This is a genomic window from Micromonospora krabiensis (assembly GCF_900091425.1).
Lineage (GTDB): Bacteria > Actinomycetota > Actinomycetes > Mycobacteriales > Micromonosporaceae > Micromonospora > Micromonospora krabiensis.
Genome location: NZ_LT598496.1, coordinates 1,615,499 through 1,636,791 on the forward strand (window position 1 = coordinate 1,615,499; position 21,293 = coordinate 1,636,791).

Consider the following 21,293-nt stretch of genomic DNA (forward strand, 5'->3'; position numbering starts at 1 on the left):
TCAGCCGGGCCGGATGCAACCTTCTGGTCACATCGTTCACACCACCGACACACATCCACGTGACGCAGCGTGTCGATAGGAAGGGACCTCCCGTGACCGACTTCGACCCCGGCCGCCGCCGGCTCCTCGGCCACCTCGGGCTCGCCGGCCTGGGCGTGCTCGGCGCCGGCCCGTTGCTGTCCGCCTGCGCCAGCTCCGCCAGCGGGCCGGCGAGCGGCGGCGCCTCCGGCTCCGTGACCCTCCAGTCCAACCTCTCGTCGCCGCAGGCCAAGACGGCGATCGAGAAGCTGATCGACGGCTTCAACAAGCAGGGCAAGGGCACCGCGACGGTCAACACGATCGCCTCGGAGACCTTCCGCACCCAGCTGCCGACCTACCTGACGTCGGCCAACCCGCCGGACCTCTACACCTGGTACGCGGGCTCGGTCGCCAACGACTACGCCAGCAAGAACCTGCTGCTCGACGTCTCCGACGTCTGGCAGGGGCTGGGCGAGTACCCGCAGTCGCTGCGGACGCTCTCCACCGACGCCAGCGGCAAGCAGGTCTTCGTGCCGATGAACAACTACTGGTGGGGCTTCTTCTACCGCAAGAGCAACTTCGCCAAGTGGGGCGTGCAGGAGCCGAAGACCTGGGCCGAGTTCCTGAACGTCTGCGAGACGATCAAGGGCAAGGGCATCCCGCCGATCGGCATCGGCCTGGGCGACACCCCCTGGGTCGCCTCGGCCTGGTTCGACTACCTCAACATCCGGGTCAACGGCGCGCCGTTCCACCGCGAGCTGCTCGCCGGCAAGCAGCGCTTCGACGACCCGAAGGTCAAGGCCGTCTTCGGCAAGTGGCGCGAGGCGCTGCCCTACTTCGACCCGAAGGGCAAGGCGTACCCGTTCCAGGAGGCCACCACGGCGCTGCTCGCCGGCAAGACGGGCATGTTCCTGATCGGCACCTTCTTCGCCGACGCCGCCCCGAAGGACGCCCTGGGCGACCTGGACTTCTTCCGGTTCCCGATCATCGACCCGGCGGTCCCGGTGGCCGAGGAGGCGCCGACCGACGGCTTCTTCGCCAGCGCCAAGACCGCCAACCCGACCGGCACCAAGGCCCTGCTGACCTACCTCGCCTCGGCCCAGGCGCAGGAGGAGTACGTGAAGTCCAGCTCCGGGATCGTGCTGCCGGCCCACCCGAAGGCCAAGGCCTCCGACTCGCCGCTGGTCGCCAAGGGCAAGGCCATGCTGGAGAGCGCCGCGGAGCTGACCCAGTTCTTCAACCGCGACTCCAGCGACGCCCTCCAGCCCACCGCGGACACCGCGCTGACCAAGTTCATGGACAAGCCCGACCAGATCGACGCGATCCTTCGCGAGTGGCAGGCCGGCGCCGAGAAGGTCTTCAAGGGCTGACGTGACAAACGTGTCCACCATTGCCGACACCTCCCGGACGGACGTGTCCAGCGTGGCCGGCACACCCCGGCGGCGGCGACGGTCGGCTCGACTGTCGCCGCTGCTGGCGGTCTTCGTGCTGGTGCCCTTCGTCGTCGAGAGCATCTGGGTGTTCTGGCCGGCGTTGCAGGGCTTCTGGTTCTCGCTGACCCGCTGGGACGGGCAGACGCCGCCGCAGTTCATCGGCGTCGACAACTACGTGGAGCTGGCCGGCGACGCCACGTTCCGGGGTGCCCTCGTCAACACGGTCATCTGGCTGGTGCTCTTCGGCGGGCTCTCCGTCGTCGGCGGCTTCGGGATGGCGCTGCTGCTGCAACGGGACCGCCGCGGCGTCGGCTTCTACCGGGCCGCCCTGTTCACCCCGGTGGTCTTCTCCCTGGTGGTGACCGCCCTGGTCTGGCGGGTCTTCTACCAGCCCGACGGGCTGGCCGACTCGCTCCTGCGCGCCGTCGGGCTCGAACACCTCATCCGGCCCTGGCTGGCCGACCCGCAGACAGCGCTCTACGCGGTGATCCTGCCGGCGCTGTGGCGGCAGATCGGGTACGTGATGGTGCTCTTCCTCGCCGGCCTGAAGGCGATCGACCCGGCGCTGCACGAGGCCGCCAAGATGGACGGCGCGAATGGCTGGCAGCGGCTCTGGCACGTCACCGTTCCCCAGCTCAAGGGCGTCAACGCGGTCGTGCTGTCGGTCATCGTGATCGACTCGCTGCGCTCGTTCGACATCGTCTGGTCGCTGACCCGCGGCGGGCCGTACCACTCGTCGGAGCTGCTCAGCACCTACATGTACTCGGCGGCCTTCCAGAGCCTACGGCTCGGGTACGCCTCCGCGATCGCGGTGGTCATCTTCGTGCTCGCGCTGGCGGTCATCCTGGGCTACCTCGTCCGCGCGTTCCGGGAGGAAGCATGATCCGCAAGCTCCGGACCGGGGCGTTCCACACCGGCATGGTCCTGCTCTCGCTGCTCTGGCTCGGCCCGGTGCTGTGGGTGGTCATCATGTCCACCCGCACCTTCGACGACGTCGCCGCCAACGGCGTGGGCAGCCTCCCGCACTCGTTCACGCTCGACACCTATCGGCAGGCGTGGACCGACGGCGGGGAGCTGCGGGCCCTGGTCAACAGCCTGTTGGTGACGATCCCGTCGGTCGCGCTGAGCCTGGTGCTGGCGGCCGTCGCGGCGTTCGCGCTCAGCCGCTACCGGATCCCGGGCCGTCGCACCATCCTGCTGCTCATGCTCGCCGGCAACCTGCTGCCGCCGCAGATCCTGCTGATCCCGGTGCAGAAGTTCAGCGAGCTGACCGGCCTGTACGACACGCTCTGGGCGCTGATCGCCGTGCAGGTCGGCTTCGGGCTGGGCTTCTACACCTTCGTCCTGCACGGCTTCATGCGGGACCTGCCCGGCGAGATCCAGGAGGCGGCGACCATCGACGGCGCCGGCCCGGCACAGATCTTCGGCCGGGTGATGCTGCCGCTGACCCGACCGGCGCTGGCCGCGCTCGGCGCGCTCTCCTTCACCTGGATCTTCAACGACCTGCTGTGGGCCATCACCGTGCTGCGCACCGACGACAAGATGCCGGTCACCCCGGCACTGCTCGCCCTCCAGGGCCAGTTCGTGTCGTCGTGGAACGTCATCGCCGCCGGTACGGTGATCGCCGCGGTCCCGACCGTGGCGGTCTTCCTGCGGTTCCAGCGGCACTTCGTCTCGGGCCTGGCGATCGGAGCGGTCAAGTGAGTGGCGCGGAGCACGGGCGCTGGACGCTGCGGGGCGCGCACACCGAGTACACAGTGACGCTGCCCGCGCACGGGCGCTGGCTGGAGCTGCACGCGTGGGGCCCGCACGGGGTCGGCGAGGGCCCCTCCCCCGTCGCGTACGACGGGCCGGTGCCGTTCCTCACCGCGGGCGACGCCGCACCGGTCGAGTACGCCACCGACGCCGACCGCCCGTTCACCGGCGCCGACCTGGTGGTGGAGACGGAGAGCGGGAACCGGCGCGTCGGGTTCGGCTTCGTCGAGGCGGCCCACGACCCGGACGGCGGCGCGCTCGCGGTCACCTTCGCCGACCCGGTGACGGGGCTGCGGGCCGTGCTGCGCTACGCCGTCCCGGCCGGCACCGACGTCGTACGCCGCTGGGTCGAGCTCACCAACACCGGCACCGGGCCGCTGCGGCTGGTCCGCGCCGGCTCGGCCGGGTTCTGCGTACCGACGCCGCACGGCGCGCTGCTCAGCCACCAGTGGGGGCAGTGGGCGCAGGAGTTCCAGCTCGACCACGTCGACCTCGGCCACGGCGCCTTCACCATCGGCAGCAGCCAGGGTGTGCCCGGCCACCTGCACGTGCCCTGGCTGGCGGTCCGGGACCGGGCCGAGCCGGACGGGTCGACCTGGGGCGTTTCGGTCGCCTGGACCGGCTCCTGGGAGATCACCGCCGAGCGGGACACCGGCGGGCTCACCCGCGTACGGGCGGGGCGCCGCCTGGCCGACGGCCCGCTGGAGCTGCCGGCGGGCGCGGAGCTGACCCTGCCCGAGGTCGCCGGCGCCTACAGCACGGACGGGCTGGACGGGCTGGCCCGGGTGTGGCACCGCTACCAGCGACTGCTCGCCGGCGAGCGGCTGACGCCGCGCCCGGTGCTCTACAACTCCTGGGAGGCGACCTACTTCGACGTGGACGCCGACAGTCAGCTCGCGCTCGCCCGGATCGCCGCCGACCTCGGGGTCGAGACGTTCGTGGTGGACGACGGCTGGTTCCTCGGCCGCGTCGACGACACCACCGGTCTCGGTGACTGGACGCCCGACCCGGCCGGCTTCCCCGACGGCTTCGACGCGTTCATCGCCGAGGTACGCGGGCTGGGGCTGCGGTTCGGCCTCTGGGTGGAGCCGGAGTGCGTGAGCCCCCGCTCCCGGCTCTACGCCGAACACCCCGACTGGGTGTACGCCGTCGAGGGTCGCCCGCTCACCCCGATCCGCAACCAGTACCTGCTGGACCTGGGCCGGCCGGAGGTCGCCGAGTTCGTCCACGGCACGATCGACGGGCTGCTGCGCCGGTACGACATCGGGTACCTGAAGTGGGACTTCAACCGGCCCCGCACCGAGCCGGGCCGGGCCGGTGGCGAGAAGCCGGTCGACCTGGACGGCGCGCACGTCGCCAACCTGCACCGGATCTACGAGCGGCTGCGCCGGGACCACCCGGAGGTGCTGATCGAGTCCTGCGCCGGTGGCGGGGGCCGGACCGACCTGGCGATGGCCGCACGGGCCGACATCTTCTGGCCCAGCGACAACACGGCCCCGCTGGACCGGCTGGCCATCCAGCACGGCTTCCTGCACGCCAACGCGCCGCACCTGCTCAGCTCCTGGGTGACCGACGCGCCCGGCATCTTCGACCCGCGTCCACGCTCGCTCGCGTTCCGGTTCGTGCTCGCCATGGCCGGCGTGCTCGGCATCGGCGCGGACATCCGCCACTGGACGCCGGAGCAGCGGGCCGAGGCGGCCGGCTGGATCGCCCGGTACAAGGAGATCCGGGAGGTGGTCACGCACGGCGAGGTCCACCTCGTCGGCGGCCCCGACCAGGCACGCTGCGCCGTGCAGTACACCTCGCCGGACCGGCGGACGGTGGTCGTCCTGGCCTGGCACACCGGTCGTTCCGACGGTCCCGGGCTGCTGCCGTCCCGCCCGGTGCGGCTGCCGTTGCGCGGCCTCGACGCGGACGGGACCTACCGGCATGGCGACCGGCGCTACTCCGGCGCCCACCTGACCGCGGTCGGCCTGCCGGTCGGGTGGACGCCGACGCACGACGCCGACCTGGTGGTGCTGCACCGCGCGTGATCGTCACCGCTCGGCTGGGCACGGCCCCGGCCGGGCCGGTCACCACCAGCGGGCGGTCAGGCGCTCTCACCGGGCGCGAGGTGCCGGTAGCCCTCGACCGTCTCGGCGAACCAACCGGTGACGCTCGCCAGGCCACGGTCGTTGACCTGCCCGTCGTGGATCGTGTGCGCCCGCTCGGCGCCGACGGAACGGGCGAAGTCGATCGCCTCACCCAGCCGCATCCACGACCCCTGCCCGGGCAGCAGCAGGGTCCGCACCGGCTCGTCCGGCACGTGCAGCGCGTCACCGGGGTGGTAGAGCCCGTCCACGAGGTAGCCGAGGTTCACGCAGTCCGGCTGGCCGTCGTGGATGGTGGCGTGCCGGCCACCCACGGCGGTCACCGGAAACCCGGCGGCGGTGAACCGCTGCCCGGCCCGCACCGGGGTCACCGGCAGCGGGGCGAGGTCGGGCAGGCGGGCGCCCTCCGGCGCGTACACCGGCACGCCGAGACCCGCCAGGCGGAGCACGTCGACGTGGTCGGTGTGCTCGTGGGTGACGAGCACGGCGTCCGCCCCGGCCAGCGCGCGCGGCTCGCTCCACGTGCCCGGGTCGATGACCAGGACGACGCCGTCGCGCTCCAGACGTACGCAGGAGTGGGTGAACTTGGTGATCCGCATCCGGGCACGCTAACGCGACCGGCCGGCGGAGCCGCGGCGGGCGGCGGATGATCGGGGGATGGAACAGCTCGCGGAGCAGGGGCACCGGTGCGTGCCGCACACCGCCGACGTCCGGATCGAGGCGTGGGCGCCGACCCGGGAGACGTGCGTGGCCGAGGCGGTCGCCGCGCTGGTGGAGAGCTTCGTCGACACCGCGGGGGCGGTGCCCGGCCCGGAGCGGGAGTTCCACGCGCCGCCCGCCGACGACGAGGACCTGCTGGTGAACGTCCTCGACGAGGTGATCTTCCGGATGGACACGGCGGACGAGTTGCCGCTGACCAGCGACGTGTCCGACGACGGCGACGGCGGCCTGCTGGTGCGCTGGCTGGTGACCGGCACGGACGCGGTCGAGCTGGTGGGCGCGGTGCCGAAGGCGGTCTCCCTGCACGAGCTGCGGTTCGGCCGCGAGGACGACCGCTGGTCCTGCGCCGTGACACTGGACGTGTGAGCCGCCGCAGCCGTGCCGCCGCTCCACCCCGGCGTGCCGGGCCCGGCGCCGGGCTCAGCCCTTGACCACGCCGATCGGCGCCAGCCGCGCCACCTTCCGACACAACCCGGCGCCCTCGGCCGACTCCACCACCGCCGTGACGTCCTTGTACGCCGCGGGCATCTCCTCGGCCAGACCCCGGCGGGACACACCGCGTACGGCGATGTCCTGCTCCTCCAGCTGCCGACGCGGGTCGGCTCCCCGTTCGGCCTTCACCGCCTGCTTGCGGCTGCGCACCCGGCCCGCCCCGTGGCAGGTGGACGCGAAGGCGGGTGAGCCGGGTACGCCGGTGAGCACGTACGAGCCGGTGCCCATCGAGCCGGGAATCAGCACCGGCTGGCCCACCGCGCGCAGGTCGGCCGGGAGGTCCTCGTGGCCCGGCGGCAACGCCCGGGTGGCGCCCTTGCGATGGACGCAGACGCGACGCGGGACGCCGTCGACGGCGTGGGTCTCCAGCTTGGCGAGGTTGTGCGAGATGTCGTAGACGAGGTCGAGACCCTGGCCGGTCTGCCGGTTGAAGATCCGGCGGGCCGCGTCGGTCAGCAGCTGCCGGTTCGCCCGCGCGTAGTTCGCGGCGGCCGCCATCGCGCCGAGGTACGCCCGTCCCTCGTCCGAGGAGACCGGCGCGCAGGCGAGCTGACGGTCCGGCACCTCGATGCCGTAGCGGGACATCACCTTCTCCATGCCCCGCAGGTGGTCGGTGCAGATCTGGTGGCCGAGCCCCCGCGAACCGCAGTGGATCATCACGCAGATCTGTCCCGGGCGGAGCCCGAACACGCCGGCGACGCGGTCGTCGTACACCTCCTCGACGACCTGCACCTCCAGGAAGTGGTTGCCCGAGCCGAGGCTGCCGACCTGGCGGGCGCCCCGCTCGACCGCCCGGTCGCTCACCTGCGCCGGGTCCGCGTCGTCGACCGCCCCGTAGTCCTCGCACCGGTCGAGGTCCCGCTCGACCCCGAATCCGCGCTCCACCGCGTACCGGGAGCCGCCGCGCAGCACCCCGTCGAGCTCGGCCCGGTCGGCCAGGTGCCACACGGCGCCCTTGCCCATGCCGCGCGGGGTCGCCTCGGCCAGCCCGTCCATCAGGGCGTCCAACCGGGGGCCCAGCTCAGCGCGGTCCAGGTCGGCGGCGAGCAGGCGTACGCCGCAGGAGATGTCGAAGCCCACCCCGCCGGGCGACACGACCCCGTCGCGCTCCACGTCGGTGGCGGCGACGCCGCCGATCGGGAAGCCGTAGCCCCAGTGCACATCGGGCATGGCGTACGAGGCGTCGACGATGCCCGGCAGCGTGGCCACGTTGGCGACCTGTTCCAGGGACTTGTCCGCTCCGGCGTCGGGCAGCAGTGACCGGGTGGCGAAGACCACGCCCGGGACCCGCATCGGGTCGCGCTGGTCGATCCGGAACCGGTACGGCGACTCCTCGACCAGCTCCACCCCGTGCGCCTACCCACGACCACGCCCCGTACACACCCCCCCGCCCTCCTTCCCGCCGCCTCGCCGCCTCGCCGCCCACGCCGGTGATCAAGAGCTTTGCGTCATGTCCGGCTCCACATCTGACCCAAACCTCTTGATCACCGCGGTTGGGGCCGGGTGGAGCGCCGGGTCGGGGGGTATTGGTCGGTCATGCCCGAGCGTTTTGCGCACTACCCCCGCATCGCCGTCGTCACCGGCGCCGACTCCGGCATCGGCAAGGCCTGCGCGGTGGCCCTGGCCGCCGCCGGCTTCGACATCGGCCTCACCTGGTACGGCGACCCGGACGGCGCGCGGCGCACCGCGGACGAGGTCCGCGCCGCCGGTCGACGGTGCGAGGTCGCCGAGATGGACCTGACCCGGTTGCCCGGCGCCGCCGACGTGATCGACGAGTTGGCCGACCGGCTCGGCGGCGTCGGCGTCCTGGTCAACAACGCCGGGACCGGTGCGTCGGTACCGTTCGTCGACACCGGCTGGGAGCGGTGGCGCGAGGTGCTGTCGGTGGACCTCGACGGACCGTTCCTCTGCGCTCAGCGCGCCGCCCGCCGGATGCGGGCCACCGGTGCCGGCGGGCGGATCATCAACATCACCAGCGTGCACGAGCACGCGCCGCGGGTCGGCTCGGCCGCGTACTGCGCCGCGAAGGGCGGCCTCGGGCTGCTCACCAAGGTGATGGCACAGGAGTTGGCCGTCGACGGGATCACCGTCAACGCGGTCGCCCCGGGCGAGATCTCCACCCCGATGACCGGGCAGGAGGACGTCGACCCGTTCACCCAGGAGCGGCCCGGCGTGCCGGTGGGGCGGCCGGGAGACGCCCGGGAGGTCGCGGCGGTGGTCGCGCTGCTGGCCTCGCCCCAGGCCGCGTACGTCACGGGCGCCTCCTGGCCGGTCGACGGCGGGATGTTGATGATGGGTCCGCAGGCGAGCGCCCTGACCTCGCACGACTGGCGACGCGTGGAATCGTCGTAACAGTCGGTGACGCTGGGCGTTCACAGTGTCCACTTAGGGTGGTCGACGGCTCGGGCGCACGACGGCCGGGCCACCGACCGGCCCCCACCCGGGGCCCCGACGGAAGGACACACCCATGCCCTTCGCCCAGCGGATCGTCGCGCTCGTCGCGGCCGTCCTCGTCGCCGGCGGGTTGACCGCCGCCGCCCGTCCCGAGGCCGCACACGCCGCCGCCCGTCCCGAGGCGACGCACGCCGTCCCCCGCGCCGACCAGCCCCCGTCGGTGCTGGTGCTCACCGTGCAGCCGCCGACCGCCGCGCCCCGCGCCAGCGTGCTGTTCTGCGGCCCGAGCGGCGGCGACCACCCGGCCGCGTCGGCCGCGTGCGGCACCCTGGCCGGCGTCGGCGGCGACCCCGGCACGCTCAACCTCGACCCCGACACGCTCTGCACCCTGGAGTACGCGCCGGTCACCGTCCGCGCGCTCGGCTTCTGGGGCGACCGGCCGGTGACGTACGCGAAGACGTTCGCCAACCGGTGCGTCCTGCTGCGCGAGACCGGTGAGCTGTTCGCCTTCTGACGGTGATGGTGCGGTGTCCGCGTCTTCTCGCGGGCGCCGCACCCCACGGCCGACCCGCCGGTGCCCGTCCGCCCTGGGCCGGAGCGCCTGCCGGAAACGGGACAGCGGGCGCAAAAGACGGCACGTATCTTCCAGGGTGATCACCGGCGCGGGGCGGCCGGTCGGGACCGGGAGGGGCCGGGATGCGGCGATCGGGTGGCTGGCGGTGGCGGCGCACGGCCCGGCAACGACGCGCCTACCTGGTCGGCGGCGTGCTGCTCGGCGTCGCGACGGCGATGCTGCTCGGCGCCTGGCGCAGCACCGGCTTCCTCAGCGACCTGCTGCTCAACCTGGGCGCCAGTGTGGTGCTGGCGGCCATCTCGTACGTCATCTTCGACCCGCTGTTCGAGGAGGCCCGCAAGGCGCGGGTGCAGGAGCACCTGAGCTTCGACCAACAGGCGTTCGTGGCGCGGCTGCACGGCAGCTGCCGACGGGTCCGCATCCTCGACACCTGGACGATCCTGCTGGAGGACCCGCACCGCGACGCGACCCTGGCGGGCATGCGGGAGGCGCTACGCCAGGACGCCGAGGTGCAGCTGCTCCTGCTCGACCCGGACTGCACGGCGGCCCGCCAACGCTCCGAGGAGTTGGAGCGGCAGCGGGTGGACGTCCCCCGGCAGATCCAGGCCAACCTGCGTCGGCTGGCCGCCTTCCAGCACTCACTGCCCCCGGGCCAGCGCGGCCGGTTCCAGGTGCGGATCTACGACGCGTCGCCGTCGATCCAGCTCTACCAGTGGGACGGCCACGCACTGATCTCGTTCTTCCCGATCGGAAAGTTGTCGTTCAACGTTCCGCAGCTGGAGGTGGACATGGACAGCCCGTGGGGCGGGTTCGTGCACGCCCGGTTCGAGGAGCTGTGGGAGCACGAGCAGGCCACCGTGTCCCTGCAACGCTACTGGTCGATGAGGGTGACCCTGCGGGACGGGGACTCGGACGTGGCCGAGGTCCGGGTGCCCTACGTGGAGGTCGATGGACAGCACTACATCGACTGCGCCGCGTTCCGGCTGAGCCGGCCGCTGACCGCCCGGGCCGAGCTGCCGCCGCGCGCCGGCGGCCCGGCACCGGCCGCGTTCGGGCTGGTGGAGCCGGCCGACGGCGACCACGCCGCGGTGGTCCGGCAGTTCGACCAGAAGTACGGCGACGGCGACGCGAAGCGCCTCATCCTGCGCCTGGTCCCGTAGCCGGACACGGCGGCCGGCGCCGGCGGCCCGGACCCGCGGGTCCGGCCCGGTGCGGGTGGGTCGGCCCGGCGCGGGACAATGGTGTACGCCCAGCTCGGGCGCCATCCCCCGGACATCGGCAGGAGAGGGTTCCACCGTGTCGGAGAGCACCCGGTCGGCGCGGCCGGCGACGCCCGGCCGCGCCGACCTGCGTGCCGACTGCGCGCGCTGCGTCGGCCTCTGCTGCGTCGCGCCGGCCTTCGCCGCGTCCGCCGACTTCGCCATCGACAAGCCCGCCGGCCGGCCCTGCCCCAACCTGGGGGCCGACCATCGCTGCGGGATCCACTCCGAGCTGCGGGAGCGGGGCTTCCCCGGCTGCACGGTCTTCGACTGCTTCGGCGCGGGGCAGCAGGTGACACAGGTGACGTTCGGCGGGCGGGACTGGCAGGGCGCGCCGGAGACCGCCGCCGTCATGTTCGACACCTTCGCCGTGATGCGGCCGCTGCACGAACTGCTCTGGTATCTGACCGAGGCGCTGGCGCTGCGTACGTCCGCCGCCCTGCGCGAGGCGCTGGACGCGGCGCGCACGGAGACCGCCCGGCTGACCGCCGGCCGCCCCGAGGAGTTGCTCGCCCTCGACGTGCCCGCGCACCGTGACCGGGTCAACGTCCTGCTGGCGCGGGCCGGCGACGCCGCCCGGGGCTCGGGCGGGCGGCCGGGCGCCGACCATCGGGGCGCCCACCTGTTCGGGGCGGACCTGCGCAACGTCGACCTGCGCCGGGCGAACCTGCGCGGCGCCCTGCTGATCGGCGCGGACCTGCGCGGCGTCGACCTGCGCCTGGCCGACCTGACCGGGGCCGACCTGCGCGGCGCGGACCTGCGCGGGGCCGACCTCTCCGGCGCGCTCTTCCTGCACCAGTCGCAGCTCGACGCCGCCCGTGGTGACGCGCGCACCGGGCTGCCGGCCCGGCTCGCGCGGCCCGGTCACTGGGCAGCGCTGCCCCTCACCCCGGTACGCCGCCCGCCACACCCCGCCGGCCGGTCCGGAGCCGACGGCCGGTCCGGAGGCGACGGCACTTCGGCGCGGCGGGGCCGCCGGCGGTGATCCGGGCATCGCACGGCAGGTCCGTTCGACGTTTCGCCCACTTTGTCGCCGGGTAGCCACCGCCGGGAGCGGACCGACGGCGACGGGAGACCACCGTGGGATACCGAGCGCGGCAGGGTGACCAGCCGGTCGACCCGGAGCACGCCGAGGACGAGGCCGGCGAGCGGGCGCTGGTGCAGGTGGCGGCAGACACCGAGGTGCCGCCGCCGGACGACACCGACGTGGCGCCGGACATCGTCACCGAGGACGACGGGTCGGGCGTCGCGGGCGGCTCGTCCGGGAGCAGCGGCGGGGGTTCCAGCATGCCCGGGCACCCGGACGCGACCCGCTGACCACGACGCCGCCCGGGGTCAGCGGACGGAGACCGCGTCGGCCCGGGCCTCCGTCATGCCTCGGTTGGCCAGCGCGTCGGCGCGCTCGTTCTCCGGATGACCGTTGTGCCCCTTGACCCACAGCCAGGTCACGTCGTGCCGGGCGCAGGCCGCCTCCAGCCGCTGCCACAGGTCGGCGTTCTTCACCGGCTGCTTTGCGGCCGTACGCCAGCCGTTGCGCTTCCAGGAGGCGAGCCAGCTGGTGATGCCGTTGCGCACGTACGTGCTGTCGGTGTGCAGCTCCACCGTCACCGGCCGGGTGAGGCTCTCCAGGGCCTGGATGGCCGCCATCAGCTCCATCCGGTTGTTCGTCGTCGGGGTCGCCTCTCCCCCACACAGCTCCCGCTCGTGGTCGCCGTAGCGCAGCAGCACGCCCCAGCCGCCCGGCCCCGGGTTGCCGCTGCACGCGCCGTCGGTCCAGATCCGCACCACTCTGCCGGCATCCACCATGCCGGCAACCTACCGGGCGCCGTGGCCACCGGCGGCCGTCGGGGCCCGGCGAGCCGTCGGGTGTCGCCGGGCCGGGGTCACGGGTGAGGGGGCGTGCCGGCGCGGACCGCCGGGGGCGTCGGCGGTGCCGGTCGGGCCGGGCGGAGCCGGTCGCGTAGTCGGTGTGCCGCGTCGCCCGCCGTGGCGGCCAGCATCGGCAGCAACGGGGTGGAGCGCATCACCGCCAGCTCCTCGGCCGGCGTGGTCGCCCCGTCGAGGAATCGCAGCACCCGCTGCGCCGGGTTGCGGGCGAAGAGCGTGTCGAAGAAGGCCGGCCCGTCGACCGAGCCGCGGTCCAGGGCGCGTAGCGCGACCGCGTCCATCCAGCGGTGCCGACTCGGGTAGGCGGGTGCGGGAGTCGGCGGACGCCCGGCGGCGAGCGCGCGGGCGACCTGGTCGGCCTGCCGGTACATGGCGGAGAAGGTGAAGCCGGTGGACGGTCGGGTCGCCCCGCCGGCGGTGCCGAGACGGACGACCCGGGGTGACGGGCGGGCCGGGAACGGGCCGTCGGTCATCGGGATCACCCCGTTCTCCACCTCCCGCACGGTGAGCCGCGCCGGGTCGAGGCCGAGCAGGTCCCGGTAGCCGGCCAGCGCGGCGTCGTAGCCGGCATCGGTGAGCAGCTCGGGTGAGAACTCGGTGTACTCGACCAGCGCGTAGCGGTCGGTGACCGGCAGCAGGTAGCCGAAGGAGACCCCCCGGGCCGGCTGCGGGGTGCGGAAGTCCATCAGCACCGCCCGCGCGGGGTCGAACGCCGCGGTGTCGGCACTGAGCCACCAGCCGCGGAAGTGCTGCAGCCAGGTGGTCCGGCCGGCGCGCGCGGGCGGGCGGGGGCGCGAGTCCAGGACCCAGTCGGCCCGTACGGTCGAACCGTCGCCGGCGCGGACCAGCACCCGGTGGCCATCGTCTCGCACGTCGTCGACGGCCGCGTGGACCCGGGTCGCCCCGAGTCGCCGCTCGGCCTCGGCGGCGCGCTGGTAGACCGGGCCGGAGCGGAGCATCGCGTAGCGCAGCGGGGCGAGGTCGAGCACCCGTCGGGCGGCCGGCGTGACCACCTCGACGCGTTGCCACCGCGCGCTGAGCAGTGGTTCGAGGTCGTCGCCGGGCAGCCCCCAGAACGCCCAGGTCCGGTCCTGGCCGCGCCGGTGCACCGGGTCGACCACCGCCACCCGCAGGTCGCGTACGCCGTGGCGGTCCAGCGCCGCCAGCACGAGCGAGGCGGCACCGCCGCCACCGAGCAGTGCGAGGTCGACGTCGACGGCGCTGCGCATCCGTCCACGCTGTCACACCCGGGCGGCCCGGTGCGGGCGGGACCCCGTACCGGGTCGCGGGGGAGGCTCAGCCCTGACGACGTGGGCACAGTCGAGGTACGTCGTGGTCGCGTCGACGTCGTAGCGGCTCTTGTCCCGGAAGAACGCGCGCCGCAGCCCACCGAAGCGGAACCCGATGCTCCGCCCGGACGACAGGCGCCGCCCCGGCCCGCGCCCGGCCCGCTCGTGAACTCACGACACCGGGGCGGCGCGGTCCGCGTCGTCGGCGGGCGTCGGGTCGGCGTACGCCCGGGCGACGGTGGCCCGGTCGAAGACCCGCCACGTGGCGACGGAGACGGCGACCGCGACCACGAAGCCCACCCAGTACGGGGCGGTGAGCCCGAACCAGCCGGCCAGGACACCGCCGAGCAGCGCGCCGAGGCAGTTGCCGCCGGCGGCCACGAAGAGGTTGGTGCTGCCCACCCTCCCCTGCAACGACGCCGGGGTCAGCCGCTGGCGCAGCGAGTTCGCGACGATGTTCCAGAGCGCGCCGTGCACGCCGAAGGCGAACAGCGCGAACCCGATCAGCGCGGCGCTGCGCGACGCCGCGAGCGCGAGGTGTAGGCCGGCCTCCACCAGCAGCCCGACCCGGACCGTCCAGGTGGCCCCGACGCGGGCGATGAGCCGGTCGCCGAGGAACGCGCCGAGCACGCCGCCGGCCGCCATGCAGGTGAACAGGACGCCGTAGCCGACCGAGCCGAGGCCGAGCCGGTCCGTGGCGAGCAGGACGAGCACCGCCACGGCCGCGGTGAGCGTCACGTTCAGCAGGCCGATGAGGATCGCCATGGTGCGCAGCAGCCGCTGCCCGGCGAGCCAGCGGACCCCCTCGGCGATCTCCCGGCGCACGGAGCGTGGGCGGGACCCGGCCGGTACGGTGTCGCCGGCCGCCCGGTAACTGCCGCCGACGAGCGCGATCAGCACCGCGCTGAGGGCGTACGTGGCGGCGTTGACCAGGAACGGGGTGCTCGCCGCGAGGGCGAAGAGGAACCCGCCGAGCGGGCCGGCGAGCATGCCGTGGGTCAGCGTGCTGCCGCCGTTGAGCCAGCCGTTGGCGCGTTCCAGCCGGGCACGGGGCACCACGGCGGGCAGCAGCGCCTGGCTGGCCGCCCGGAACACGATCTCGCCGCTGTTGACGACGAACAGCACCGCGTAGAGCAGCGCCACGCCGGCCCGGCCGGTCACCATGGCGGCGGCCAGCACGGCCAGCGCCCCCACCCGTACCCAGTCGATGACCACCATGAGCCGACGCCGGTCGGCCCGGTCGACGAGCACCCCGCCGGGCAGCGCGAAGAGCAGCCAGGGCAGCCACGCGACGGCGGAGGCGCCCGCGACCACGAGCGGGTCGTCGGTGCGCGCGGCGACGAAGAGCGGGGCCGCCACGGTGGCCAGGCCACTGCCGAGCGCCGACAGCGTGCTGGCCGCCCAGAGCTTCGCGAACCGCGGCCCGAGCCGCTCCCCCACCTGCGCCGTCACGGCGGGGGAACCTACCAGGGCGGGCGGTCACCCGACCTCCGGTTTTCCCGTGCGGGTGGCACCAGAACGGCGAGAGGTACCCACTCAGGTGGTCCACTCGAGATCAGCGATATCGCGGTATCCAGCCCAAGCTCCTCGGACCCCGCTGGCCGAGCCGTACCGTCGGCTCAGCTACAGCTGGCACGGCTTCCAGCCGGAGCACGCCGCCCACTTCGGCTGGTCCGACGAGGAGCTGGCGGCCCGGCTCGACGAGCGGCGACCGCTGAGCCCGAGTCGGGCGTACCTCGTGAAGCGTCCGGGCGGGGGCTTTCCTCGCGCCGGACGCGAGCGTGCGAGGCCGGTCGGTCCGGGTTGCTTCCACCCTCGGCCGTCGGACACGGGACGGCAACGAGGATTTCTCATTTTCACCGGATCGAGGGCCCAACCGCCCTAGTGTTGGGCACACCGGTGCTAGTCGCGGAGTTGGCCACCCGAACGACGTCCCACGTTCTCAGCGGACGAAAAGTGAGGGAAGACGCGTATGAAGGCGAAGACAGTCCTCGTGTCGGCGGCGGTCGGCGTGGGTCTCGGCACGCTCCTGCTGCCGGGCGCCGCGCTGGCCGAGACGATCGTGTCGCCGGCCAGCACGCCGGTCGGCGGGACGGTCGTGCTGACCGCCACGACCTGCAACCCGAAGTCGGGTGACGCGATCTTCCGCGTCACCGGTCCGAACCGCGACCAGAACGTGCGCTCCACGACCGCCGCCGCCGGCGGCGGCCTGAGCGCCGAACTCTTCACCGCCGGGTTCACCCTCGGCACCTACACCGTGACCGCGACCTGCGGCGACGGCAGCGCCGCCGGCAGCGCGACGTTCACCGTCACCCCGATCGGCGGGGCCCCGGCCGGCGCCGGCGGCGGCAGTGACGGCACCGGCGCCCTCGCCGCGGGCGGCACCCTGCTCGGCGCGGCCGCCGCCGGCACGGTTCTGCTGCTGCGCCGCCGACGTCCCGCATCAGTCGTCGCCTGACCGGCGACCGCACCATCCCTGGGAAGGGTGCCCGCACCGGCGACACCGGCGCGGGCACCCCCACGGACCGGCACGGAGGTGGGCGTGTTGACACGGCGCGACGCGACCGGACGACGGACGGCACCCGCCGTCGCGGTCGTCGCCCTGCTCGCGGCCGGCGGTCTCGGCCTGGTGACCGTCGGCGTGACCGCCGACCCGCCCCGCCCGCCACGCCCCGAGCAGACCGCGGTAGGCCCCGCCCGTCCGGCGCCGGACCTGCCGCCCCTCCCCCACACCGCGCCGACCCTGGTCCAGATCCCGACCATCGGCGTACGGGCCGAGGTCGTTCCCGTCGGCGCGGACGCCGCCGGTGTGCTGGAGGTGCCCTCCCTCGACCGGCCCGGCGTCGCCGGCTGGTACCGCTACGGCGCCAGCCCCGGCGAGACCGGCAACGCGGTCATCGTCGGGCACGTCGACTCGAAGGCCGGTCCCGCCGTCTTCTTCGATCTGGGCCGGCTGCGGCCCGGCGACCCGATCCGGATCACCCGGGCGGACGCCACAGTGGCCACGTTCACCGTGGACGGTGTCACCGCGTACCCCAAGGACCGCTTCCCCTCCGCGCTGGTCTACGGCCCCAGCGACGCCGCCGGGTTACGCCTGGTCACCTGCGGTGGACGGTTCGACGCCGCCAGCGGCGGCTACGTCGACAACGTCATCGTGCTCGCCAGCCGCACCGGTTGACCGCCGCGTGACACGGGCGTCGACGACCCGGCCACGGCCCGGATCCGCGTACGGTATGCCGGCGGTTGCGGCGACGCGGAGGTGAATGGTGGATCAGCGAACGACGCGGCCGGGTCGACGGCTGCACGCGCTCGTCGACCGGCTGCTCGGCCGGAACGGTACGACCATTCCGGCGCCCCGACGGTCCAATCCGGACGCGGTGGTCGACTGCGCGGTGTACGTCGACGGCCGGCGGGAGCCCGGCCGCCCGCACTACGCCGACGCGTACGCCCGCAGCCGGCGTGGGCGCGACGCGTTCGTGTGGCTGGGCCTGCACGAGCCGGGCCCCGCGGTGATGGCGGCGGTCGGGCGGGTCTTCGGCCTCGACGAGCTGACCGTGGAGCAGGCGCTCGCCGACGGGCACCGCCCGACCGTGCAGCGGCACGGCGACGTGACGCTGCTGGTGCTGCGTACCGCCGGCTACGTGGAGCACGACGAACTGACCGAGTCCTCCGAGGTGATCGACACCGGTGACGTGATGGTGTTCCTCGGCGACCGGTTCGTCCTCACCGTCCGGCACGGCGCGTCCGGCGCGCTGACCACGGTCCGAGCGGAGATCGAACAGCGGCCGGCGGTGCTGGCCGAGGGGCCCTGGGCGGTGGCGTACGCGGTCTGCGACCGCATGGTCGACCTCTACCTGGAGGTCGCGGGGCACGTCGAGCGGGACCTGGATCGGGTCGAGGAGAACGTCTTCAGCCCGGACCGGAGCGTGGACATCCAGCACGTCTACCAGCTCAAGCGCGAGGTGGTGGAGTTCAAGCGGGCGGTGCTGCCGTTGCAGTCACCCCTGCGGACGCTGCTGGAGCCTCATCCGGCGAACCCGCCGCGGAGCCTGCACCGCCGGTTCGCGGACGTGGACGCGCGACTGGCCCGGGCCGTCGACCGGGTGGCCGCGTACGACGACCTGCTCACCTCGATCGTGCAGTCCCGGCTGGCGCAGCTGGCCGTGGAGCAGAACAACGACATGCGCAAGATCGCGGCGTGGGCGGCCATCGCGGCGGCGCAGACCGGGATCGCCGGCGTCTACGGCATGAACTTCCCGACCCTGCCGGGCCTGGAGTGGCGCTACGGTTACGCCGTCGCGCTCGGGCTGATGCTGCTCGCCGCGCTCACCCTCCACCGGCTCTTCCGCCGCTCCGGTTGGCTCTGACCCGCCGTCTCGGTCAGCCGTGGCGCAGGAGGAAGGCGCGGATGCGCTCGCGGGGGTTGTCGGCCAGCTCGGGGCCGTGGGTGAACGCGGCCAGGTCGTAGTCGAGTTCGCCGAGCACGTGCGCGGTCTCCTGCGTCATCCGGAAGTCGGTGCAGAAGAGCTTGACCGGCCAGCGGATGCCGGCCACGTTGAACAGCGCGTCGCCGGTGATGAGCAGCCGGGTCGGCTCGTGCAGCAGCGAGATGTGCCCCGGGGAGTGGCCGGGGGTGTGCACCACGCGCAGGCCGCCGGCGACCGGCAGCAGGTCGCCGTCGGCGAGTGGTTGGGCCACCTCGACGGCGGGGAACCGGTTGCCGGGCATCCGGGAGAACAGCCGCCCGCCGGTGACCTCCCGGTCGCGGGGTGGCGCCGTGCCCGCCTCCGCGTACTCCACGTCGGCCGCGTGCACCACGACCGGCGCCTCGGTGCGGCGGGCCAGTTCGGCGGCGCCGCCGGCGTGGTCCGGGTGCGCGTGCGTGAGGACGATCCGGATCACGTCGGCCGGGGTCTTGCCGATCGCCGCGAGCCCGCGCACGATCCGGGCCGGTGCCTGCTTCACCCCGCAGTCGGCCAGGGTGACGCTGCCGTCGTCGTCGACGAGGGCGTACGAGTTGATCAATGCGCGGCCGACGGTCGGGATCCGCCAGACGCCGGGGGCGAGCGGCACTGCGAGGGGTCGCGGCATGCGGCCGAGCCTACGAGACGGTGTCACGGTCGGGGTGTTTCGCGGGACCGGCGCGTCGTGCGGGTCCGTCGCCCCGGGCCCGGGCCGGCCGGCGGGTGCGGCAGGATGGGCCCGTGGCGAAGCGGGGACGAGGACGGGGCGGGTCCGCCGGGGCGGCGTGCCCGTGCGGGTCGGGTCGGCCGTACGCGGCGTGCTGCGGCCCGCTGCACGCCGGTGACGCGGACGCCCCGACCGCCGAGGCGCTGATGCGCTCCAGGTTCAGCGCGTTCGCCGTCGGCGACAGCGCCTACCTGCTGCGCAGCTGGCACGAGAGCACCCGACCGACCAGCCTCGACCTCGACCCCGCGCAGCGGTGGAGCCGGCTGGAGATCGTCGACGTCGTCCGCGGCGGCCTGCTCGACAGCGGCGGCACGGTCGAGTTCCACGCCCACTACCGGCTCGCCGGGCGGCCTGGCACGGTGACCGAGCGCAGCCGGTTCGTCCGGGCGGACGGCCGGTGGGTCTACCTGGACGCCGAGGAGGCCTGACCAGGCGCTCCGCCGGTACGCCGGTCCGGGGACAGCGGCGCGGCGGAGCCCGCACGGCGGGCGGCAGCCGTACGGTGGGGGGTGCCGAGAGGCGGAGGGCGAGGCGGACGGAGATCTCCGGTGACCATCACGACCTACATCAACCTGCCCGTACGCGACCTCAGCACGGCCGCCGAGTTCTTCCGCTCGATCGGCTTCGACGGGGAGCAGCCCACCCCGGACGGTGCGGCGATGATGCTGTCGCTCAATCCCACGACGCAGCTGATGCTGCACGTCGCGTCGTCGTTCGCCGAGTACACCGGGGTCGCGGTCACCGACACGTCGACCAGCCGGGAGGTGATCGTCGGCCTCGCCGCGGAGAGCCGGGACCGGGTGGACGAGCTGGTCGACCGGGCGGTCGCGGCCGGTGGTGAGGCCCTCGGCGACGGACAGGACTCCGGTGGCCTCTACATGCGCGGGTTCCGCGACCTCGACGGCCACCAGTGGTCGCTCCTGCACCTGGGCGACTGACCGGCGGGTCGGGCCACCGCCCGCCGACGCACGGCGACCAGCAGCGCCGCCACCAGCAGGTACGGCACCGCCGCCACGGCGAACGCCACGGCGTTGCCGGCGGCCGTGGCGACCAGCCCGTAGCCCAGGTACACACCGATGATCATGAGGTCGGTGGCCATTCCGGACAGCGACGTGACGGTCGCGCGGCTCGGCCCCGCGATCCGGGCCTGGAGGCGGGCCTCGGCCAGCACGCCGGCGAGCTGGCAGGCGCCGAACGCGACGGCGAGCAGCCCGAACCCGGCCGGCTGGCCGGTCAACGCCCCGGCGGCCAGGGCCAGCGCGGCGAGCGCGAGGAGCGCCGCGTACCCGCGCGTGCCCAGCCGTTCACCCGCCGGGGCGAGCAGCCCGCCGACGGTGACGCCCACCCAGATCGGCAGGAGCAGCAGCGGCACGACGGCCGTGTCGACGCCGGTGTCCCGGGCCAGCAGCGGCGTGTACTCGTCGAGGGCGCCCCAGACGGCGCCGACCCCGGCGACCAGCAGCACCGCCGCGCGTACCGACGGGACGGCGTGGGCCTCGGCCAGGCCGGCGCGCAGGCTCGCCCACCAGCCGAGGTCGTCCTCCGCCTCCGCGGCGGCCGGGGGCGCGGGCGTGGGCCGGTGTTCCGGGAACCGGGTCGCCAGCGCCGCCGCGAGCAGGCACGCGAGGACGCTGGCCCCGCCGACCGCCGCATAGCCGCCGACCGCGAGCACCGGACCGGCCAGCACGGTCGACGCCAGCGCGCCGAGCATCTCGGCGCTGCGCGTCCGGCCGAGGACGCGGGCGTACCGGCCGGCGGCGCCCCGCCGGTCCAGCTCGGTGTAGACCAGCGCCTCCAGGGCGCCGGACACGAGCGCTCCGCCGAAGCCCCAGAGCACGAACCCGACGGCGAACGCCGGGTAGGACGGCAGCAGCACCCAGAGGGCGTAACCGGCGGCCGTGACCAGGGGCGCGAGGCAGAGCAGCAGCCGCCGGGAGGCGGCGTCCGCCCAGGCGCCGGAGGGGACCTCCAGCAGGATGGAGCCGGCCGACCAGAGAACGAACAGCGAGGAGATCTGCCCGACGGACAGCCCGGTGTCGGCGAAGAGCAGCGCGTACACCGGGTAGAGCAGGACGAGTTCGCTGAGGAACGCGTACCCGTAGAGGGTCGCGGACAGGCGGCGGACGCCGCGGTCGCGCTCCCGCGTGGAGGTGAGCGTCATGGGGCCTTCCCGTGGAGACGAAGCGGACACC

22 protein-coding genes are annotated in these 21,293 nt (G+C 74.1%); 15 read left to right on the top strand and 7 right to left on the bottom strand.

The window, feature by feature from the left end; all coding sequences use genetic code 11:
* The first annotated feature begins 92 nt into the window (after positions 1-92).
* Genes GA0070620_RS07165 through GA0070620_RS07180 form a run of 4 tightly spaced genes read left to right on the top strand, consistent with a single transcriptional unit; the run spans position 93 to position 5,239 of the window.
* Positions 93-1,388, top strand: a complete 1,296-nt coding sequence (locus GA0070620_RS07165; RefSeq protein WP_172836393.1) for an ABC transporter substrate-binding protein — start codon at positions 93-95, stop codon at positions 1,386-1,388.
* 10 nt (positions 1,389-1,398) lie between these two features.
* A complete protein-coding gene (locus tag GA0070620_RS07170) occupies positions 1,399-2,334 on the top strand; it encodes a carbohydrate ABC transporter permease (protein ID WP_231922271.1) in 936 nt (311 codons plus the stop codon).
* Entirely contained in the window at positions 2,331-3,155 is an 825-nt protein-coding gene (locus GA0070620_RS07175) for a carbohydrate ABC transporter permease (RefSeq protein WP_172836394.1), read from the top strand. Before GA0070620_RS07170 ends, GA0070620_RS07175 begins: the two co-directional genes overlap by 4 nt.
* Positions 3,152-5,239 carry an alpha-galactosidase gene (locus GA0070620_RS07180; protein ID WP_091589123.1) on the top strand — a complete coding sequence of 696 codons (2,088 nt, stop codon included), beginning with the start codon at positions 3,152-3,154 and terminating at the stop codon, positions 5,237-5,239. The genes GA0070620_RS07175 and GA0070620_RS07180 overlap by 4 nt, the downstream gene beginning before the upstream one ends.
* A 56-nt stretch (positions 5,240-5,295) precedes the next feature.
* Here GA0070620_RS07180 and GA0070620_RS07185 read toward each other — a convergent pair whose 3' ends face one another.
* Entirely contained in the window at positions 5,296-5,895 is a 600-nt protein-coding gene (locus tag GA0070620_RS07185; RefSeq protein WP_091589124.1) for an MBL fold metallo-hydrolase, read from the bottom strand.
* Positions 5,896-5,953: 58 nt separating this feature from the next.
* Here GA0070620_RS07185 and GA0070620_RS07190 point away from each other — a divergent pair, with 58 nt between their 5' ends.
* Positions 5,954-6,382, top strand: a complete 429-nt coding sequence (locus GA0070620_RS07190; RefSeq protein WP_091589125.1) for an archease — start codon at positions 5,954-5,956, stop codon at positions 6,380-6,382.
* Positions 6,383-6,436: 54 nt separating this feature from the next.
* On the opposite strand, the gene GA0070620_RS07195 is transcribed toward GA0070620_RS07190, so the two are convergent.
* Positions 6,437-7,855, bottom strand: coding sequence for an RtcB family protein (locus GA0070620_RS07195; protein WP_091589126.1), 1,419 nt, complete (start codon positions 7,853-7,855; stop codon positions 6,437-6,439).
* A 189-nt stretch (positions 7,856-8,044) separates the two neighbouring features.
* Here GA0070620_RS07195 and GA0070620_RS07200 point away from each other — a divergent pair, with 189 nt between their 5' ends.
* The 5 genes from GA0070620_RS07200 to GA0070620_RS07220 all read left to right on the top strand — a co-directional run bounded on the left by GA0070620_RS07200 (position 8,045) and on the right by GA0070620_RS07220 (position 12,052).
* Positions 8,045-8,860 carry an SDR family oxidoreductase gene (locus tag GA0070620_RS07200; protein WP_091589127.1) on the top strand — a complete coding sequence of 272 codons (816 nt, stop codon included), beginning with the start codon at positions 8,045-8,047 and terminating at the stop codon, positions 8,858-8,860.
* A 115-nt stretch (positions 8,861-8,975) separates the two neighbouring features.
* Positions 8,976-9,416 (top strand): SSI family serine proteinase inhibitor, encoded by a 441-nt coding sequence (locus GA0070620_RS07205; protein ID WP_091589128.1) that lies wholly within the window; start codon positions 8,976-8,978, stop codon positions 9,414-9,416.
* Positions 9,417-9,598: 182 nt separating this feature from the next.
* On the top strand, positions 9,599-10,636 hold the full coding sequence (locus tag GA0070620_RS07210; protein WP_091589129.1) for a hypothetical protein: 1,038 nt from the start codon (positions 9,599-9,601) through the stop codon (positions 10,634-10,636).
* 136 nt (positions 10,637-10,772) lie between these two features.
* On the top strand, positions 10,773-11,720 hold the full coding sequence (locus tag GA0070620_RS07215) for a pentapeptide repeat-containing protein (RefSeq protein ID WP_091589130.1): 948 nt from the start codon (positions 10,773-10,775) through the stop codon (positions 11,718-11,720).
* Between the two features lie 95 nt (positions 11,721-11,815).
* Positions 11,816-12,052 (top strand): preprotein translocase YidC, encoded by a 237-nt coding sequence (locus GA0070620_RS07220; RefSeq protein WP_091589131.1) that lies wholly within the window; start codon positions 11,816-11,818, stop codon positions 12,050-12,052.
* An 18-nt stretch (positions 12,053-12,070) separates the two neighbouring features.
* Here the strand turns inward: GA0070620_RS07220 and rnhA are convergent, their stop codons facing one another.
* The 3 genes from rnhA to GA0070620_RS07235 all read right to left on the bottom strand — a co-directional run bounded on the left by rnhA (position 12,071) and on the right by GA0070620_RS07235 (position 15,363).
* Positions 12,071-12,541, bottom strand: coding sequence for a ribonuclease HI (rnhA, locus tag GA0070620_RS07225; protein ID WP_091589132.1), 471 nt, complete (start codon positions 12,539-12,541; stop codon positions 12,071-12,073).
* Positions 12,542-12,618: 77 nt separating this feature from the next.
* Positions 12,619-13,851: a lycopene cyclase family protein gene (locus GA0070620_RS07230; protein ID WP_091589133.1), complete on the bottom strand. Its 1,233-nt coding sequence runs from the start codon at positions 13,849-13,851 to the stop codon at positions 12,619-12,621.
* A 231-nt stretch (positions 13,852-14,082) separates the two neighbouring features.
* The gene (locus GA0070620_RS07235; protein ID WP_231922272.1) at positions 14,083-15,363 is read right to left on the bottom strand and encodes an MFS transporter; all 1,281 of its coding nucleotides are present in this window, start codon (positions 15,361-15,363) and stop codon (positions 14,083-14,085) included.
* Between the two features lie 520 nt (positions 15,364-15,883).
* On the opposite strand from GA0070620_RS07235, the gene GA0070620_RS07240 reads away from it, so the two are divergent.
* The 3 genes from GA0070620_RS07240 to GA0070620_RS07250 all read left to right on the top strand — a co-directional run bounded on the left by GA0070620_RS07240 (position 15,884) and on the right by GA0070620_RS07250 (position 18,278).
* Complete coding sequence (locus GA0070620_RS07240; protein WP_091589134.1) at positions 15,884-16,369, top strand: hypothetical protein; 486 nt, start codon at positions 15,884-15,886, stop codon at positions 16,367-16,369.
* An 87-nt stretch (positions 16,370-16,456) separates the two neighbouring features.
* A complete protein-coding gene (locus GA0070620_RS07245; protein WP_377520560.1) occupies positions 16,457-17,089 on the top strand; it encodes a class F sortase in 633 nt (210 codons plus the stop codon).
* 85 nt (positions 17,090-17,174) lie between these two features.
* Positions 17,175-18,278: a magnesium and cobalt transport protein CorA gene (locus tag GA0070620_RS07250; RefSeq protein ID WP_172836396.1), complete on the top strand. Its 1,104-nt coding sequence runs from the start codon at positions 17,175-17,177 to the stop codon at positions 18,276-18,278.
* Positions 18,279-18,291: 13 nt separating this feature from the next.
* On the opposite strand, the gene GA0070620_RS07255 is transcribed toward GA0070620_RS07250, so the two are convergent.
* Positions 18,292-19,002, bottom strand: a complete 711-nt coding sequence (locus GA0070620_RS07255) for an MBL fold metallo-hydrolase (protein WP_091589136.1) — start codon at positions 19,000-19,002, stop codon at positions 18,292-18,294.
* Positions 19,003-19,115: 113 nt separating this feature from the next.
* On the opposite strand from GA0070620_RS07255, the gene GA0070620_RS07260 reads away from it, so the two are divergent.
* Together GA0070620_RS07260 and GA0070620_RS07265 are read left to right on the top strand one after the other, a co-directional pair.
* Positions 19,116-19,529: a YchJ family protein gene (locus tag GA0070620_RS07260; protein WP_231922273.1), complete on the top strand. Its 414-nt coding sequence runs from the start codon at positions 19,116-19,118 to the stop codon at positions 19,527-19,529.
* Between the two features lie 120 nt (positions 19,530-19,649).
* Complete coding sequence (locus GA0070620_RS07265) at positions 19,650-20,039, top strand: VOC family protein (protein ID WP_091589138.1); 390 nt, start codon at positions 19,650-19,652, stop codon at positions 20,037-20,039.
* Here the strand turns inward: GA0070620_RS07265 and GA0070620_RS07270 are convergent.
* Positions 19,976-21,262: an MFS transporter gene (locus tag GA0070620_RS07270; RefSeq protein ID WP_091589139.1), complete on the bottom strand. Its 1,287-nt coding sequence runs from the start codon at positions 21,260-21,262 to the stop codon at positions 19,976-19,978. The genes GA0070620_RS07265 and GA0070620_RS07270 overlap by 64 nt on opposite strands.
* Positions 21,263-21,293 lie beyond the last annotated feature (31 nt).

Excerpts from the sequence above, each read along its gene's own strand:
- GA0070620_RS07190 (WP_091589125.1), top strand. The coding sequence starts at position 5,954 with ATGGAACAGCTCGCGGAGCAGGGGCACCGGTGCGTGCCGCACACCGCC.
- GA0070620_RS07270 (WP_091589139.1), bottom strand. The coding sequence starts at position 21,262 with ATGACGCTCACCTCCACGCGGGAGCGCGACCGCGGCGTCCGCCGCCTG.
- GA0070620_RS07200 (WP_091589127.1), top strand. The coding sequence starts at position 8,045 with ATGCCCGAGCGTTTTGCGCACTACCCCCGCATCGCCGTCGTCACCGGC.
- GA0070620_RS07210 (WP_091589129.1), top strand. The coding sequence starts at position 9,599 with ATGCGGCGATCGGGTGGCTGGCGGTGGCGGCGCACGGCCCGGCAACGA.
- GA0070620_RS07240 (WP_091589134.1), top strand. The coding sequence starts at position 15,884 with ATGAAGGCGAAGACAGTCCTCGTGTCGGCGGCGGTCGGCGTGGGTCTC.
- GA0070620_RS07250 (WP_172836396.1), top strand. The coding sequence starts at position 17,175 with ATGGTGGATCAGCGAACGACGCGGCCGGGTCGACGGCTGCACGCGCTC.
- GA0070620_RS07230 (WP_091589133.1), bottom strand. The coding sequence starts at position 13,851 with ATGCGCAGCGCCGTCGACGTCGACCTCGCACTGCTCGGTGGCGGCGGT.
- GA0070620_RS07255 (WP_091589136.1), bottom strand. The coding sequence starts at position 19,002 with ATGCCGCGACCCCTCGCAGTGCCGCTCGCCCCCGGCGTCTGGCGGATC.
- rnhA (WP_091589132.1), bottom strand. The coding sequence starts at position 12,541 with ATGGTGGATGCCGGCAGAGTGGTGCGGATCTGGACCGACGGCGCGTGC.
- GA0070620_RS07205 (WP_091589128.1), top strand. The coding sequence starts at position 8,976 with ATGCCCTTCGCCCAGCGGATCGTCGCGCTCGTCGCGGCCGTCCTCGTC.
- GA0070620_RS07185 (WP_091589124.1), bottom strand. The coding sequence starts at position 5,895 with ATGCGGATCACCAAGTTCACCCACTCCTGCGTACGTCTGGAGCGCGAC.
- GA0070620_RS07175 (WP_172836394.1), top strand. The coding sequence starts at position 2,331 with ATGATCCGCAAGCTCCGGACCGGGGCGTTCCACACCGGCATGGTCCTG.